At 65.2% G+C, this 15,574-nt stretch carries 15 protein-coding genes; 3 read left to right on the top strand and 12 right to left on the bottom strand.

Annotation, left to right across the window (positions count from 1 at the left end; genetic code table 11):
• Window positions 1-21: 21 nt before the first annotated feature.
• The 5 genes from GH664_RS05255 to GH664_RS05275 all read right to left on the bottom strand — a co-directional run bounded on the left by GH664_RS05255 (window position 22) and on the right by GH664_RS05275 (window position 4,634).
• Window positions 22-1,020, bottom strand: a complete 999-nt coding sequence (locus GH664_RS05255; protein ID WP_153167075.1) for a TerC family protein — start codon at window positions 1,018-1,020, stop codon at window positions 22-24.
• Between the two features lie 304 nt (window positions 1,021-1,324).
• A complete protein-coding gene (locus GH664_RS05260; RefSeq protein WP_228111391.1) occupies window positions 1,325-2,758 on the bottom strand; it encodes a 3'-5' exonuclease family protein in 1,434 nt (477 codons plus the stop codon).
• A gap of 1 nt (window position 2,759) precedes the next feature.
• Window positions 2,760-3,332, bottom strand: coding sequence for a lipocalin family protein (locus tag GH664_RS05265; protein ID WP_308445426.1), 573 nt, complete (start codon window positions 3,330-3,332; stop codon window positions 2,760-2,762).
• Window positions 3,333-3,683: a cupin domain-containing protein gene (locus GH664_RS05270; protein WP_153167077.1), complete on the bottom strand. Its 351-nt coding sequence runs from the start codon at window positions 3,681-3,683 to the stop codon at window positions 3,333-3,335. It abuts the gene before it with no gap.
• A 90-nt stretch (window positions 3,684-3,773) separates the two neighbouring features.
• Window positions 3,774-4,634, bottom strand: a complete 861-nt coding sequence (locus tag GH664_RS05275) for a cation diffusion facilitator family transporter (RefSeq protein WP_153167078.1) — start codon at window positions 4,632-4,634, stop codon at window positions 3,774-3,776.
• A gap of 247 nt (window positions 4,635-4,881) precedes the next feature.
• On the opposite strand from GH664_RS05275, the gene GH664_RS05280 reads away from it, so the two are divergent.
• The gene (locus GH664_RS05280) at window positions 4,882-6,201 is read left to right on the top strand and encodes a ferric reductase-like transmembrane domain-containing protein (protein WP_153167079.1); all 1,320 of its coding nucleotides are present in this window, start codon (window positions 4,882-4,884) and stop codon (window positions 6,199-6,201) included.
• A 61-nt stretch (window positions 6,202-6,262) separates the two neighbouring features.
• On the opposite strand, the gene GH664_RS05285 is transcribed toward GH664_RS05280, so the two are convergent.
• From GH664_RS05285 to GH664_RS05295, 3 genes are all read right to left on the bottom strand, one after another.
• The gene (locus tag GH664_RS05285; RefSeq protein WP_153167080.1) at window positions 6,263-8,581 is read right to left on the bottom strand and encodes an acetate/propionate family kinase; all 2,319 of its coding nucleotides are present in this window, start codon (window positions 8,579-8,581) and stop codon (window positions 6,263-6,265) included.
• 116 nt (window positions 8,582-8,697) lie between these two features.
• A complete protein-coding gene (locus GH664_RS05290) occupies window positions 8,698-9,696 on the bottom strand; it encodes a hypothetical protein (RefSeq protein ID WP_153167081.1) in 999 nt (332 codons plus the stop codon).
• 152 nt (window positions 9,697-9,848) lie between these two features.
• Window positions 9,849-10,061 (bottom strand): DUF3079 domain-containing protein, encoded by a 213-nt coding sequence (locus GH664_RS05295; protein ID WP_153167082.1) that lies wholly within the window; start codon window positions 10,059-10,061, stop codon window positions 9,849-9,851.
• A gap of 677 nt (window positions 10,062-10,738) precedes the next feature.
• Between GH664_RS05295 and GH664_RS05300 the strand changes: the two genes are divergently transcribed.
• Entirely contained in the window at window positions 10,739-11,947 is a 1,209-nt protein-coding gene (locus tag GH664_RS05300) for an ATP-binding protein (RefSeq protein WP_153167083.1), read from the top strand.
• Window positions 11,944-12,960 (top strand): ParA family protein, encoded by a 1,017-nt coding sequence (locus GH664_RS05305; RefSeq protein WP_153167084.1) that lies wholly within the window; start codon window positions 11,944-11,946, stop codon window positions 12,958-12,960. The genes GH664_RS05300 and GH664_RS05305 overlap by 4 nt, the downstream gene beginning before the upstream one ends.
• A gap of 567 nt (window positions 12,961-13,527) precedes the next feature.
• Here the strand turns inward: GH664_RS05305 and GH664_RS05310 are convergent.
• The 4 genes from GH664_RS05310 to yghU form a co-directional block, all read right to left on the bottom strand.
• Complete coding sequence (locus tag GH664_RS05310; protein WP_255424909.1) at window positions 13,528-13,653, bottom strand: hypothetical protein; 126 nt, start codon at window positions 13,651-13,653, stop codon at window positions 13,528-13,530.
• A 199-nt stretch (window positions 13,654-13,852) separates the two neighbouring features.
• Window positions 13,853-14,146: a DUF1778 domain-containing protein gene (locus GH664_RS05315; RefSeq protein ID WP_153167085.1), complete on the bottom strand. Its 294-nt coding sequence runs from the start codon at window positions 14,144-14,146 to the stop codon at window positions 13,853-13,855.
• Window positions 14,147-14,438: 292 nt separating this feature from the next.
• Window positions 14,439-14,645: a DUF1778 domain-containing protein gene (locus GH664_RS05320; RefSeq protein ID WP_255424910.1), complete on the bottom strand. Its 207-nt coding sequence runs from the start codon at window positions 14,643-14,645 to the stop codon at window positions 14,439-14,441.
• A 43-nt stretch (window positions 14,646-14,688) separates the two neighbouring features.
• The gene (gene yghU / locus GH664_RS05325; protein WP_153167087.1) at window positions 14,689-15,573 is read right to left on the bottom strand and encodes a glutathione-dependent disulfide-bond oxidoreductase; all 885 of its coding nucleotides are present in this window, start codon (window positions 15,571-15,573) and stop codon (window positions 14,689-14,691) included.
• Between the last annotated feature and the right edge of the window lies 1 nt (window position 15,574).

Genomic DNA, 15,574 nt, shown 5'->3' on the forward strand with positions numbered 1-15,574 from the left:
TCTCCTGTCAGGCGTGGTGCGTCACTTGGCGCCGCTGTCCTCGATCGCCTTCGTGCCGGAATGCCCCCCAGCCGTGCGGCGCAGCGACAGCACGATCGAGGTGCCGATGATCACCGCCACCACGCCGAGCGAAATGCCCACCGGGATCTTGTAGAGGTCGATCAGCAGCATCTTGGCGCCGATGAACACCAGTACCAGCGCAAGGCCGTACTTCAGCAGCGAGAAGCGGTCGGCCATGCCGGCGAGCAGGAAGTACATCGCGCGCAGGCCCAGGATCGCGAACACGTTGGAGGTGAGCACGATGAAGGGGTCGGTGGTGATGGCGAAGATGGCCGGGATCGAATCCACCGCGAAGATCACGTCGCTGAATTCGACCAGCACCAGCACCAGGAACAGCGGCGTGACGTAGCGCACCCACTTGCCGCCTTCCTGCCGGCTGACGAAGAAGCGCTCGCCGTGCAGTTCCTCGGTGACCTTCATGTGGCGGCGGATCCACTTGATGAGCGGGTTCTGCGCCAGGTCGGGCTCCTGCTCGGCGAACCACCACATCTTGATGCCGGTGAGCAGCAGAAAGGCGCCGAACACGTACAGCAGCCAGTGGAACTGCGCGATCAGCCAAACGCCGGCGAAGATCATGATGGTGCGCAGCACGATGGCGCCCAGCACGCCGAACACCAGCACGCGCTTCTGCAACTCCAGCGGAATGGCGAAGAAGCTGAACAGCATCAGCCACACGAAGACGTTATCGACCGCGAGCGATTTCTCGATCAGGTAGCCGGTGACGAACTCCAGCGCCTTCTGGTTGGCGATCTCGCGCCCCATTGCGCCGTCGAGATACCACCACAGCACGCCGGCGAAGGCCATCGATACTGCAACCCACACGACGGACCAGGAGGCCGCCTCCTTGAACGAAACGCGATGCTGCTTGCCGCCGCCGATCACGAACAGGTCGATGGCGAGCATGACGAGGACGGTGGCGAAGAAGCCCGCCCACAGCCACCAGTTGCCGATTGATTCCATGAAAGGTGTTCTCCTTGTCGGTACTGTCTTGGGTTCCATCGCCTGCCGACAGCGACCCGGACGGTGAAATCCGGCGGCAGAAAACGGAACGGCCCTTGTCCAGCGAGGACGAAGGGCCGCAGTGCTTACGACAAGGGGACCTCCGCCATCGCGGCAAAGGTCTTGCTCGCAGCCGTCTGGCGACGACTACCCGGGGCGCCGGGAAGGCTCGACATGCGAACCATTCCGAACTGACGACGCCGCGGCGAAGAGCTACTCCCCCTTGGGACACCCGAACTCTAAAGAAGCCGAGCGATTCGGTCAACTAATCACCGGCATCACGCCGGGCTATCGCCTGCAGTTCCCGCAGCGGCACCCACGCCTGGCGCCGCGCCAGCGCCTTCGCCAGCAACTTGTAGATGTCGAGGTCGAAGGCGGGGCGGCCCACGCGCAGCAGCTCGGCGAGGCTCTCGTCGTCGCGCGCCGCGCCGAGGTAGCACCAGGCATCGACCACATGCAGCGTGTCGCCCTCGCGAAGGCCGACCGGGCCGTCGTAAGGCCAGGCCTGCACCTTCAGCGCGTGCAGCGCCTCGATCAGCCGCAACCCATGCGCCTGCGGCGACTCGGCGCCATGGCAGGCGCCGCGGCACTTCTTCAACTGGTAGCTGAAGCAGCGCTGCCCCGGCACATGCTTCTCCAGCCCGAGCAGCGGCGGGCACAGCGCATGTTCGGCGGCGATCGCACGCAGCCGGCTGGTGGCCTCGCGCCGGCTGCGGAAGAAGCCGTAGAGGTCATCCTGGCGGCCGAGGTCGAGATCGGCCGCATGCACGAGCTCGAGCTGCCAGTCGCCGATCATGTCGGCCTTCAGCCGCCAAGCGCACAGGTCGCGGCTGCGGCGCAGCAGGCGGTTGTGGGTGGGCTGCAGGCGCTTCACCAGCTCGGCCTCCTTCAGCAGCGCGCCCAGCTCGCCCGAGGTCTCGATCCAGTCGATGCGCTTCACCTGCTGGCTCAGGCTCAGCTCGCGGTCGCTGCGATGATCGGCGGAAAAATGCGACAGCACGCGGGTGCGCAGATGCAGGCTCTTGCCGACATAGAGCGGCAGCTCGTTGTCGCCATAGAACAGATACACGCCGGGCGCATCGGGCATGTCCCCCAGCGCATCGGGCTCCAGGTTGGGCGGCAGGCTGGCCTGGCCGATCAGATCGCGCACCGCGTCGGCGATGGTGCCGGGGGCGAAGCGCTCGTGCAGCCGCTGCCAGAACTGCCACAGCAACTGCGCATCGCCCAGCGCACGGTGGCGCGCGCTCACGTCCAGGCCATGGCGCTCGATCAGGTGGTCCAGGCTGTGGCGGCGATGGTCGGGAAACAGCCGCCGCGACAGCTTCACCGTGCACAGCACGCGCGGCCGGATGTCCATGCCGACGCGGCGGAAGGCGGCGCGCAGGTAGCCGTGGTCGAAGCGCGCGTTGTGCGCGACGAAGAGCCGCCCCTGCAGGCGGTCGAACACCTCGTCGGCGATGTCCTCGAAGCGCGGCGCGTCGGCCACCATGTGGTTGCCGATGCCGGTCAGGCGCTCGATGTGGTCGGGGATGCGCATCGCCGGCCGCACCAGCGTCGCCCATTCGCGCACGCCACCTTCGTCGACCTCGACGATGCCGATCTCGGTGATCGATTCGCGCTGCGCCGGCCCGCCCGTCGTCTCGATGTCGACGAAGGCGATGCCGCCGGCGAGGAAATCGGGCAGCAGGCCAGGCCGCAACTCAGTCGCCCTGTCGCGACGGCTCCAGCCGGTCGAGGTCGAAGCCCTTCTCCAGCAGCCGGCCGAGCAAGGCGTTGTAACGCTGTGCATCGACCTTGGGCGAGCGCGACAGGACCCACAGGTATTCGCGCTTCGGCTCGCTGACTGCCACCAGGCTGTAGTCGGGATCGAGATCGACCACCCAGTAATCGCCCCACACCCACGGCAGGAAGCCCAGCCAGGCCGGCGCGAAACGGACTTCCAGCTTCGGCGAGTCGGCACCGCCCACCTGGCGCGCCACGCCCTGCGCCTCGTTGATGTCACCTCCCTCCATACGGCAGCGGTTGGTGACCTGCACCGTGCCGTCGTCCAGCAGGCGGTAATCGGCCTGCGTGTCGGCGACGCACTTGCGCTGGAAGCGGTTCGGATACTTGGCGATCTCGTACCACGTGCCCATGTAGCGCGGCACGTCCAGCGCGGCGATGGTGGTCAGCGGCGCAGCGGCGGCGGCCGTGGCATCGGCGGCCATTGCCGCAAAGGCCGACAGGCTCAGCAGAATGCCCAGCACGCCCGACCGGATGCGATTCAGCTTCAATCAGTTCTCCTTCCGCTCGCGGATCATCACCAGCAGCATCTTGAACGGCCCCTGCGGCGTCACCGCGTGCGGCACGTTCGCCGGCATCAGCAGCGCGTCGCCCTCACCCAGGGTGTGCGAGGCGCCGGCGAGGCGGATCTCCGCCTCGCCCTCGACGCCGATCACCAGCGCATCGTAGGGTGCCGTGTGCTCGCTGAGGCCCTCGCCGTCAGCGAAAGCGAACAGCGTGACGTTGCCCGCGGGACTCTTCACCAGCATGCGGCTGACGATGGATTTGTCCTGGAACGCGAGCATCCGCTTCAGGTTCTCGACCCTGGGCAGCGCATCGGACGTCGGCTTCGTATCGCTCATGGCAACAACCTCCTCTCGGCAATCACCTGTCGACAAGATTATCCCCCCAACTCGCCGGCCTGGCGCGGCGCGGGGCCGTCGCTCGCCGCGTCAGGACAGCGGCTCGATGTGCGTGGCGAGCCGGGTGCCGGTGCGCTCCTGCACGGCGCGCTCGATGGCGTCGGCCAGCGCATGCGCGTGCGTCACCGTCCACTCCCCGGGCACCCGCACATCCACATGCGCAAAGCGCAGCGCGCCGGCCATGCGCGTGGTGAGGTTGTCCCAGGCACAGCCGTCGGTGGCGAAGGCGTTCAGCACGGCCTCGATCGCGGCGATCTCCTCGTCGCTCTGCGCGCGGTCCATCAGGCCATCGACCGAGCGGTGCATCAGCAGCCAGCCTTCGCGCAGGATGTTGAGCGCCACCGCCGCCGCCACCAGCGGGTCGAGCCAGTTCCAGCCGGTGATCCCCGCCAGCGCCACGCCGACCACCACGCCCGCCGTGGTCCACACGTCGGTCATCAGGTGGCGGGCATCGGCTTCGAGGGCGAGCGAGCGGTGCGCGCGGCCGACCTGCAGCAGCACGCGCGCGACGAGAAAGTTGACCAGGCTCGCGCCCACCGACAGCGCAGTACCGAAGCCGAGTTGCCCCAGCGGCTGCGGATTGACCAGGCGCTCGCCGGCGGTGCCGAGGATGGCCAGCGAGGCGATGAAGATCAGGCCGCCTTCGAACGCGGCGGAGAAGTATTCCGCCTTGCCGTGGCCATAGGGGTGCTCCGGGTCGGGCGGCGTGTGCGCGTAGGACACCATCCACAGCGCGAAAGAGGCGCCGGCGAGGTTGACGAGGGATTCCAGCGCGTCGGAAAGGTAGCCGACCGAGCCGGTGAGCCACCACGCGCCGGTCTTCATGGCGATCGTGATCAGCGCGGCGGCGACCGACAGCAGCAGGGCCTTCTGGGGAGTCAGGTTCAGCATGAAGATCGTGAAGGGGAAAGGGACATGGCAGCCGCATCACTGCCTGCATGCAGCCTGGCGGGCGTGGCGCGATCAGGGCGCATTGTCCGCTGCCGGCACCGGCGCGTAAATCGGCACCGCGCGTTCAGGCTGGTTTCAGACGCTGCAGCGCAAACTGGCGCCAGATTCCGGGGACGTCGATGCCACGCCCGCCACCCATCGACGCCGCCGGGCCACGTTCTCGAGGACGACTGAAGGAGCCAACGTCATGAAACGATTCCTCACCGCATTCATCGCACTCGTCACCCTCGCCTGGGGCTGGGACCTGCTGTCGGCCAGCGGCGCCGCCGGTACGCTCAACCCGTGGGCGGTGCGCCAGCACGCGCTGACGCTGACCGGCCTGTGGTCGTTCTCGCTGATGTCGCTCGCCATGGTGCTCGCGACCCGGCCCGCCTGGCTGGAGCGCCCATTCGGCGGCATGGACCGCATCTACCGGGTGCACAAGTGGGCCGGCATCCTGGCCATCTCGCTCGGCGGCCTGCACTGGCTGGTGGAGATGTCGGACGACATCATCAAGGCGGTGTACGGCCGCGCGGGTCGCCTGCCCAAGGACGGCGGCGCCTTCCTCGAGGCGATGCGCGATGCCGCCGAAAGCCTGGGCGAATTCGCCATCTACGCCCTGCTGGCGATGCTGGTGCTGACGCTGTGGAAGCGCTTTCCGTTCAAGCTCTGGCGCTACCTGCACAAGGTGATGCCGGTGCTCTACCTGGCGCTGGCCTTCCACGCCGCCTTCCTCGCCCCGCTCGGCTACTGGAGCCAGCCGGTGGGCGCGCTGATGGCGCTGTTGATCGCCGCCGGCTCTGTTGCCAGCGTGCACGCCCTGGCGGGCTGGATCGGCCGCAGCCGCCGCGCCGAGGGCGTGGTCGAGGCGGTGAATGAACCGGCGCCCGGCGTCACCGAAGTGGTCTGCCGCCTGAACGAGGCCTGGCGCGGGCATCGCGCCGGCCAGTTCGCCTTCGTCACCTTCGAGCGCTTCGAAGGCGCCCACCCCTTCACGATCGCCAGCGCCGACCGCGGCGACCGCCGCATCACCTTCCAGATCAAGGCGCTGGGCGACTATACCCACGGCCTGGCGCAGAAGCTGGTGCCGGGCCAGCCGGTGCGCGTGGAAGGACCCTACGGCTGCTTCGAGCTGCCCAGCGGCAAGCGCAGGCGCGAACAGGTGTGGATCGCCGGCGGCATCGGCGTGACGCCCTTCCTCGCCTGGCTCGAGGCGCTGCAGGCCGCGCCGGACAAGGCGCCGGAGGTGGACTTCTACTACAGCGTGCGGCGCCGCGACGCCGATCCCTTCGTCGCGCGCCTGGAAGCGCTGTGCGCCACGCTGCCCTCGGTGCGGCTGCACGTGCTGAGCAGCGAACACAATGAAAAGCTCAGCGCCGAGACGCTGCGCGAACGCGGGCGCCACGGCAGGCGCGCCGAGATCTGGTTCTGCGGTCCGCAAGGCCTGGCCGACAAGCTGCGCGACGGCCTGCGCCGGCTGGGCATGGGCGGCGTGCGCTTCCACCAGGAAGCGTTCGAGATGCGCTGAAGCGCAGTGCAGCAGGCGGCGGCGCCCGCATGGGGGGCGCCGCCGCCGGATCAGTGCTGGCTCAGTGCCGGCTCTGGATGGCGTCGATGTAGCCGACCATGCCGGTGCGGATGTTGGCGGCGTTGCCCTCGTCGGTGTCCAGGTGCATCGCCAGCCGGTACGACGGGCTGACCCGCACCACCACGTCGCCGAAGATCAGCTCGCGGTCGCCCTCCACCCGCACGCGCACGACATACTTGTCGCGCACATGCAGGCGCAGCGCATCCTCCGGCGTCATGTGGATGTGGCGCTGGGCGCAGATGACGCCGCGCTCGATGGTGGTGCTGCCGGCCGGGCCTTCGAGCGTGATGCCCGGCGTGTTGGCGAGATCGCCGGACTCGCGGATCGGCGGCTGGATGCCGACCTTGAACTGCTCGGTCATCGCGATCTCGACCTGGGTTTCCTTGCGCGTCGGCCCCAGCACCCGCACGTTGGCGATGCGCCCCTTGGGGCCGACCAGATGCACCTTCTCCTCGCAGGCGTACTGGCCGGGCTGCGACAGCTCGTGCTGCGGCGTGAGCTGGTGGCCGGGGCCGAACAGTTTCTCCACGTCGGCCTGCGACAGGTGCACATGGTGGGCGGAGATCTCGATCGGGATCGGGTAACTCTGTTCGTCGGCCGACACCAGCAACTGGTTGCGCTCGACCGCGCGCAGGGTCTCCCAGGCCACCAGGCGCTCGTTGTCATTGGCGATGACGACGATCTTCACCGGCGAATCGTCGGTAGAGACCACCGCATGCGAGCCCAGCCGGCCGAGGTTGCGGTTGCGCTCCTCGTCGAGCTTGATGCCCATGTAGCCCAGGCCCTGGCAGGCCAGGCTGCGCACCGCGGCGCTGGTCTCGCCCACCTCGCCGGTGAAGGCGAGCACGTCGATGCCGCCCATCGCCGCGACATAGGCGCCGATGTTCTTGCGGATCTGGTAGCAGAAGGCCTTGTGCGCCAGCAGCGCGCGGTGGTGGCCGTCGTTGGCCGCCTCCTCGATCTCGTGCATGTCGCCCGACAGGCCGGAAATGCCCTTCAGCCCACTGCGCGTGTTGATCAGCTCGGACAACTGCGCCGGCGCCATCTTGTAGTGATCCATGAGATGGATCATCACCGCCGGGTCGATGCTGCCCGCGCGCGTCGGCATGATGAGGCCGTCGCTGGGCGTCATGCCCATCGTGGTGTCGACCGAGCGGCCGTGGTCGATGGCGCACATCGACGCGCCCACGCCGAGGTGGCAGGACACGATCTCCAGCTCGCCCAGCGGCCGCTTCAGGATCTCGGCCGACTTCAGCGACACGTAGCGGTGCGAGGTACCGTGGAAGCCGTAGCGGCGGATGCCCTCCTGCTTGTACATCTCGTACGGCAGGCCGTACAGGTAGGCATAGGGCGGCAGAGTCTGGTGGAAGGCGGTGTCGAACACCGCCACGTGCGGCACGTGCGGCAGTTCCTTCAGCGCCACATTGATGCCGGCCACGTTCTGCGGATTGTGCAGCGGCGCGAACGGCGCCAGCGCCTCGATGTCCGCGATCACCGCCGGCGTGATCACCACCGCGCTGGCGAAACGGTTACCGCCATGCACCACGCGATGACCGACGGCGATGACGTCGGTCAGGTGCAGCGCGAAGGCGCTGCCGAGTTGCCCGGCCGCCTCCTGCATCACCTTGAACAGCTCGTCGAGCGGGAAAGGCGCGCGCGCGTAGCCGCGCTTGTGCGGGCCGACGCTCACGCTGACGCGGCACACTGCCGGGTCGGAATTGTCGATCACGCCCTGCACGTCGGCGCCGAGATCGTGCGTGTCGTAGATACCGAAGCGGATGCGGCTGAGGCCGACGTTGAGCACCACCACCTTGCCCGGCGCGTCGGTCTTCAGCGACAGCGCGTAAGGGTCGTCGGAACGGGCCATGGCCTGCGCCCTGGCCGCCGTCAGATCGGTGGTCATCGCGCGCGTGACCTCCGTCAGCACGCGCGACAGGTAGGCCACCGCCCTGGCATTGCCCAGGACGTGCGCATGCACGACTTCCTGCGGAATTTCCAGCAGGAAGCAGCGCGTGCTGGCGATCACGTCGGCCACCAGCGGGTCGCCGGTCAGCAGCGCGATCGCACCGCACACATCGCCCGGGCCGAGCTGCTGGATCACGCTGCGCACGCCGGTGTTGTCGGTGATGGAGACTTCCGCGTGGCCGCTGACGATTACGCCGATGAAACGACCACGGTCGCCGGTCTCCATGATCGCCTCGTTGCCCTCGTAGGTGACGAGGCGGGACTGGGCGACGATTTCCTCGACCTTGTCGGCGGGAAAGGCTTCGAACAGGCGGACCTGCTCGAGGAAGAAGTTGTGCAGATCGATTTCGCTCATGGTGCTGCTCGGTGGGACTGGGACGCTTTCGACTCACAGAGTAGCACTTTTGTTGCAACGCAAAATGACTTCGGTCATTCACTGTGCAAGCCGGCACACTGCGCGCCAGGCTGGCCTCAGGCGCGGCTGCGCTTCGCCAGCTCCACCACCGCCTGCATCACCGTCTCGATCGGCGTCGCCACGTCGTCCGACGGCACCACCGCTGGCGGCACCAGTTGCGGCAGCCATTCCTTGAGCCGCGCCGGATCCCCCGCAGTGATCTCCATCGCATCGGCCAGGCCGGCATAGAAGCCGGCCAGCAGGATCAGCCGCTGGCGGTCGCGCAGGAAGATCCGCACCAGCAGCACCACGATGACCGCGGCACCGACGCGGGCGACCGAACTGGCGATCAGCGCGTTGAGGTCTTCCGCGCGGCGCGTGTCCTGCTCCGCCACATCCCGCTCCGCCCCGGCCTTCGCCTGCGCGACATCCCGCTCCGCTTCCGCCCTGGCCTGGGCGATGTCGCGGTCCGCCCAGCCGCGCGCATCGTCCGCATTGGCGCGGATCTGTGCCACCTCGACGGCCGTCTCCTTGCGCACCTGCTCCAGCGCAAGCGGATCGGCTTCATTGCCGAGGCGATTGCGCGCCTGTGCGGATGGCCGCGGCAGCACCACGTTGACGGAGGAAGGCCTGTCCATGCCCGACCGGGCGGCCCTTGCCGCGGGCGACGGGGGCGCGACCGCAACAGGCGGCGTCACGGATGCAGCGGGGCCGGCCGCCGCCCTGGCCGCGGGTGCCGGCGAACCGGAAGACGTGTCGGCAGCGCCCGGCTTCGGCGCCGCGGGTGCGCCGGCGGCGCGGCCGGGGCTCTGCCCCGGCTCGGCGGGCGCCGCCAGGTTGCGCAGCATGCGCATGGTGGATTGCTGCAGCAGCGCCTCGGCCTCGCGCTCGGCCGCCGTCTTGAACAGCGCGCCCGCAAGCCGGTCCGCCCCGGCGAAGATCAGGATGCAGGCGGACAGCACGCCGATGATGATGCGCAGGTAGATAGTCGCGGTGTGCTCGTATTTCTGCGCGCGCTCGCGGTACTGCTCGGCAAGGCGCTTGACGTCGACACCGGCAGCGGCGGAAGTATCCATGGCGGCCCCTGGGCAGGAAACAGGCGAGCTCCGCCGTCGACCTGCTGCTGCCGGGCCGTGACGAAGCCATCAGGGCTCAGACTAGCCGCTCGCGCCCCCGCCGCCAAATGCAGCGTGCACAGGCACCCATCGCCGACGCCACGCCGACGCCTTCAGCGCGGCGTTCCCCCCACCGACTTGGCGCCTTCCTCGATCTCCAGCCCCCAGTCGCCATACTCGTACCAGTCCTCGCCCAGCAACTCGATCGGATGCTGCGTGCGCCCCGACCCGTTGCCGCAGCCGAGCGAATCCACCGGGCAGTATTTGTCGCAGCCCCAGCAGATGCGCTCGGGGTTCTTGGGATGGAGCGGGAACTTCTTGGCCATGGTCAGCGCTGCAGGAGCGGAAGAGATCGGATACCCGACAAGATTACTCGGCTTTTTCGCACCGCCCTTGACCTGCCTCAAGTCTGGCGCGCAACGCGGACTTCGGCGAAGGTGCTGCGGCATCCCTTGACTGCAACCCCGTCAGCTTATCGATCGCGGCATTTCGAAACCTGCCGTTGAATGAATTGCTGCTTCTCGGCCTTTGCGGTCATGCGGTGGCCGCCGGTGTCCGGCTGGTTTAGATTGAGCACTTGCCGCAGCCCATCAGGGCCTGCTGATCGATTCGATTCGGCACAATGCGCTTGAGCACGAGCTTTCCTCAACGTAACCTGCACAGGTATATATCGGCGGGCAATCTGATCCGCGGACGTTTTGGTGCGTGCGCACAACAGCCTGATGTTCCGACATGGGATTGCAAGAAGGCGTAAAACCGATAAGCGAGTCGGGGGCTCGTTAATGGGAATGTCTACAAATGGATTGATCAGTTGGCCCTGCTTGGCCATAGGAACTGTCACTGCTGGGTGTTCAAGCAGGAAGAAGTGGATGAGTGGGTTCGTTCCAGTGGATTTGCCGAATAATCGGATAAACTTTAATCATGCTTGTGCCGATTTGCTCGCATGCAGACGCACCGATCAGTCTAATCGGGACAACGCAAAAAGCGCTCTGAGAAAAATGACATGCAAAGACTAACTGACCACGAGCTGCTCGCACTACTAGATGACGTCGAGTCTGACTGCGCGGAACGCAAGGAATCCTTCAAGGGGGATATCCCAAAGAAGGCACGCCAAGCAGTTTGCGCCTTTGCGAACGATTTGCCCGGTCACAATCGGCCGGGAGTCTTGTTCATTGGAGTCAAGGATAACGGCGAGCCGAGTGGGCTGGAAGTAACGGACCAGTTACTGATGTCGCTCGCCGATATGAAAACGGATGGCAATATCCTCCCTCTACCCGTTCTATCAGTGGAGAAGCGCGCACTGAAAGGGGCAGAGATTGCCGTTGTGACGGTCATGCCTTCCGACATGCCCCCCGTGAAGTACGACGGGCGTATCTGGATTCGCACCGGTCCCCGTCGCGCGCTCGCGAACGAGCAGGAAGAGCGCATTCTTAATGAGAGACGCCGCTACAAGAACCTGCCTTTCGACATCTACCCCGTACCGACAGCAAAGCTCGCCGACCTTTCGAGGAGCATCTTCGAGAACGAGTACTTACCACAGGCCTTTGCAGAGGACGTGCTCGAGGCCAATGGGCGCAGCTATGAAGAGCGGCTTGCTTCATGTCGCATGATAGTCTCCCCTGCGGATACGACTCCAACCCTCATGGGTTTGCTGGCAATCGGAAAGAGTCCTCAGGATTTCCTGCCAGGAGCTTATATCCAGTTTCTGAGAATTGATGGAACCGAGCTTGCTGACCCCATCATTGACGAAGAAGAAATCGGCGGCGGGATCGTAGAGATGCTTCGACGCGCCGAGGAGAAGCTCAAGGCCCACAATCGGACAGCGATCGATATCACTACTTCAGCCACCCATCAAATTGATATACCGTACCCCCAAGTGGCTCTTCAGCAGATCCTATACAACGCGGTGCTCCACCGCGTTTACGAAAGAACCAACACGCCCATTCGGGTGTATTGGTTTAATGATCGTATTGAGATAAACAGCCCCGGCGGCCCTTACGGCAATGTCACCAATGAGAATTTCGGCAGGCCAGGCATCACCGACTACCGGAACCCGAACATTGCTGATGTTTTGAAGACCTTCGGATTTGTTCAATCGTTTGGTCGAGGCATCGCAACTGCGCGCCGTGTCATGGAAGCGAATGGCAATCCGCCTCCAGAGTTCGAGACCAATCAGAGCGCCGTGGTCTGCCTACTGAGAAGAAAATCGTGAGCACACCTGTACTTACCTTCTTTAATAACAAGGGAGGGGTCGGCAAGACCTCCCTTATTTATCACTTGGCTTGGATGTTTGCGAGCCTCCGTAAGCGCGTGGTGATCGTAGACTTGGATCCTCAAGCGAACCTGACGGCCGCCTTTCTGGAGGAAGACAGGATTGAACAGCTTTGGAACGAGCGTCGACCCGGCTCAACCATTTTTCAATGCGTCAAGCCGCTAACAGGGGTTGGAGACATTAGTCCCCCCGTTTTGCAGAATATAGTTACCGACCTGTATTTGCTGCCAGGTGACGTCGCCTTGTCGAGTTTCGAAGATGCGCTTTCGGCCGAATGGCCGAGCAGTATGGGAGACAATAATCTCTACCGCCCCATGCGCATCCTTACGTCTTTCTGGCAGGTCATGCAAATGGCGGCGGACAAGGTTGAGGCTGACATGCTTCTTGTGGATATTGGTCCGAATTTGGGAGCGATCAATCGTTCGGTACTGCTGGCAACGGACTATGTAGCCATCCCCCTCGGAGCCGATCTCTTTTCCCTGCAAGGGCTGAGCAATTTGGGGCCAACGCTGAAGAGCTGGAAGAGCCTTTGGCAGAAGCGACTGGATAACTGGCGCGCTAGTCCGGATAGTTCCCTGCACCCGGACTTCCATTTACCTGCCGGCAGGATGCTGCCGATTGGCTATTTGTGCCAGCAACATGGGGTTAGGCTTGATCGCCCGGTACGAGCCTACGACAAATGGGTGCAGCGTATTCCGTCCGTTTATCGAACGGCTGTGCTGGGCGAAGGGCCGGTAGAGAACATGAAGCAGGAGGAGGACCCATACTGCCTTGCAACCATAAAGCACTACCGCAGCCTGATCCCTATGGGGCAGGAATATCGCAAGCCCATCTTCAATCTCACCTCAGCGGACGGTGCAATCGGCAGTCACGCTAATGCAGTCTTAGACGCTAGGAAGGATTTCAAGAAACTTGCTGGAAGGATTGCTGAAAAAATTGGTGTTGAGTTGTGACAGTTCCGGGGCGGCCTTGCGGAACATCGACGGCACTTGAACCGCAATTTTTCTCCGCAACGTGCAGAGAACTCCTTCTCATCGCCGATACCCGGCCATCCGCACCTGATGCTTGCTATACGGCGGCAGTGGGTCATGAAGCCGCCGCTTGCTTGACTGGTTGTGACCTACCGCTCTGGCCGAGGAATTCTCAGTGGTCGGGCTGTCCAAGTGACTGCTGTATCCAGAAACCTCCCGCTGGATAGGCAAACCCACGAAAAACGTGAGTCGCATACCGGCCTGCACAGCCATCGCTGTCCACCCACCAAAACTATCCGACCGGAACCCACCTGTCGTTCCCGGATGCTTGTGGGGTATTCCTGGAGAGGCGAGGACTGTCCGAGCCCGCAGGGCGAGTTCCGCAGCCTCGGAAGGAATACCCCGCAAGCATCCCCACCGCGAGCGTCACGCGGCGGGGGTTCTCTCACTTTTCTGCCCCACCAAACTATGCTGACGGATTTTGCCCCGGATCGATTCGCAGCGCTGGCGAACCGGTTGCCTCACATCGGCAAATAAGACGCTCACAGCTCAGCGCACCCAGCGGCGCGCATCCTTCAGTAGCAACAGCAATTGCTGCTCGCGCAGCGGCGAGGCGATGAAGCCGAACCGGGTGTAGAACCTCGACGCTTCCGCGTCGATGGGGTGAGTCAGCATCGCACGGATGCCAGCCTGTCGACGGTCAGGCTGAACTAGCCAGCCACACGGTCATAATGGCCCACCACGAAGATCTTGGCCGATCCGCTGCCTTGAGCCTGTCGCGCGTGGCGCAGCAGCCAGTCGTTAAGTGCGGGCTTTCCACAGTCGAACCCCTCCAGCCGGTGCCGTGCGCCCAGCGGTTCAGGTGCGCGCACACTCACTTCGCGTCCCAGGGCGCCTTGCGCGAGAACAGCTCACGCAACCCCTCGTTGGGCTGCTCGGGCTGCTCCAGCAGATCCATCAACGCCTGGTACTCGCTGCCCGAGACCATGAACAGGCGCTGCTCCAGCAGGGTCTGCTCGGCGGCCAGGCACGCGCTGTCGAGGATGAATTCGGTGAGGGATTTGTGCGCCACCTCGGCGGCACGGCGCAGCACCGCCTCCTGTTCCGGCGTGGCGCGCAACCCAAGGCGTGCGGATCGGGCAGCAGGTGAAGATGCGGTGGCAGCCATGAGGGAATCTCGCTAATTGCCTGGATCTGACGTGGCGCTCACATAGCGCCGCAGATCCTTGATGAGCAGGAAGAGGTGGAGCGGGTCCGAAGGGGCGTCGATGAAGTCGAAATGCTGATAGAAGGCGCGAGCCTTCTCGTCCTTGGCATGAACGGGCCGACGTGGATCGCAGCAGCGCTCGGCCGCTGGCTGGCAAGCGCGACGCGCGTCAGGAACCGGGTCAAGGCGGGTTCACTGCACACGAAGGCGTCGACCGCGTGCCAGCGGTCGGGCTTCGCGATCCTGAAAACTGTCATTCCGGCGCGCTGGCTTCAAAGACGCTTGGGGTCGTGAGCAGTTTGCCGGTGCGTGGCAGTTCGCGGGTGGGCGCATCCAGCGCGGCAATGACGGCCTCCCACTTTTCCGCATCGAGACCGAAATGCCGGCGCATCGCCAAGGCTTCTTCGGCTCGTGTCTGCGCACTGTCCAGCACGAATTCGCTGACCGATCTGCGCGTCACGTAAGCGCCCGGCGCGCCGGGGTTCCTCTGCCTGAAAGAACCGCTACACATGATCAGGCCGCCCCTGCAGCTTGTCCTGCGTGCGCGTGGCGAAGTCGCTGGCGTCGTGGCGCTCGTGCAACTGCTCTTCCAGCGGCCCATTGACGCGGTTGACCATGCGGCCGCGCTTCACTGCCGGGCGTTCGGCGATCTCGTTGGCCCAGCGCAGCACATGGGTGTAGTCGGACACCTGCAGGAACTCGCCGGCATCGTAGAGCAGGCCGCGCGCGAGGTTGCCGTACCACGGCCAGATGGCGATGTCGGCGATCGTGTATTCGTCGCCCGCCACATAGGGGCTCTCGGCCAGGCGGCGGTCCAGCACATCCATCTGACGCTTCGCCTCCATCGCGAAACGGTCGATGGCGTACTCGATCTTCTCCGGCGCGTAGGCGTAGAAATGGCCGAAACCGCCGCCAAGGTAGGGCGCGCTGCCCATCTGCCAGAACAGCCAGGACAGGCACTCGGCACGCTTGGCGGGATCGGTCGGCACGAAAGCGCCGAACTTCTCCGCCAGATACAGCAGGATGGCGCCGGACTCGAACACCCGCACCGGCTGCGGCCCGCTGCAATCGACCAGCGCCGGGATCTTGGAGTTCGGATTCACCTCGACGAAGCCGCTGCCGAACTGGTCGCCCTCGCCGATGCGGATCAGCCAGGCATCGTATTCCGCGCCGGCATGGCCCGCGGCCAGCAATTCCTCCAGCATCACGCCGACCTTGACGCCGTTGGGCGTGGCCAGCGAATACAACTGCAGCGGATGGCGGCCGCGCGGCAGCGCGCGCTCGTGCGTGGGGCCGGCGATCGGCCGGTTGATGCTGGCGAACTGGCCGCCGCTGGGCTTGTTCCAGGTCCACACCTTGGGCGGGACGTACTGCGACGAATCGGACATG

The sequence above is a fragment of the Thauera sp. 2A1 genome (assembly GCF_009469595.2).
Lineage (GTDB): Bacteria > Pseudomonadota > Gammaproteobacteria > Burkholderiales > Rhodocyclaceae > Thauera.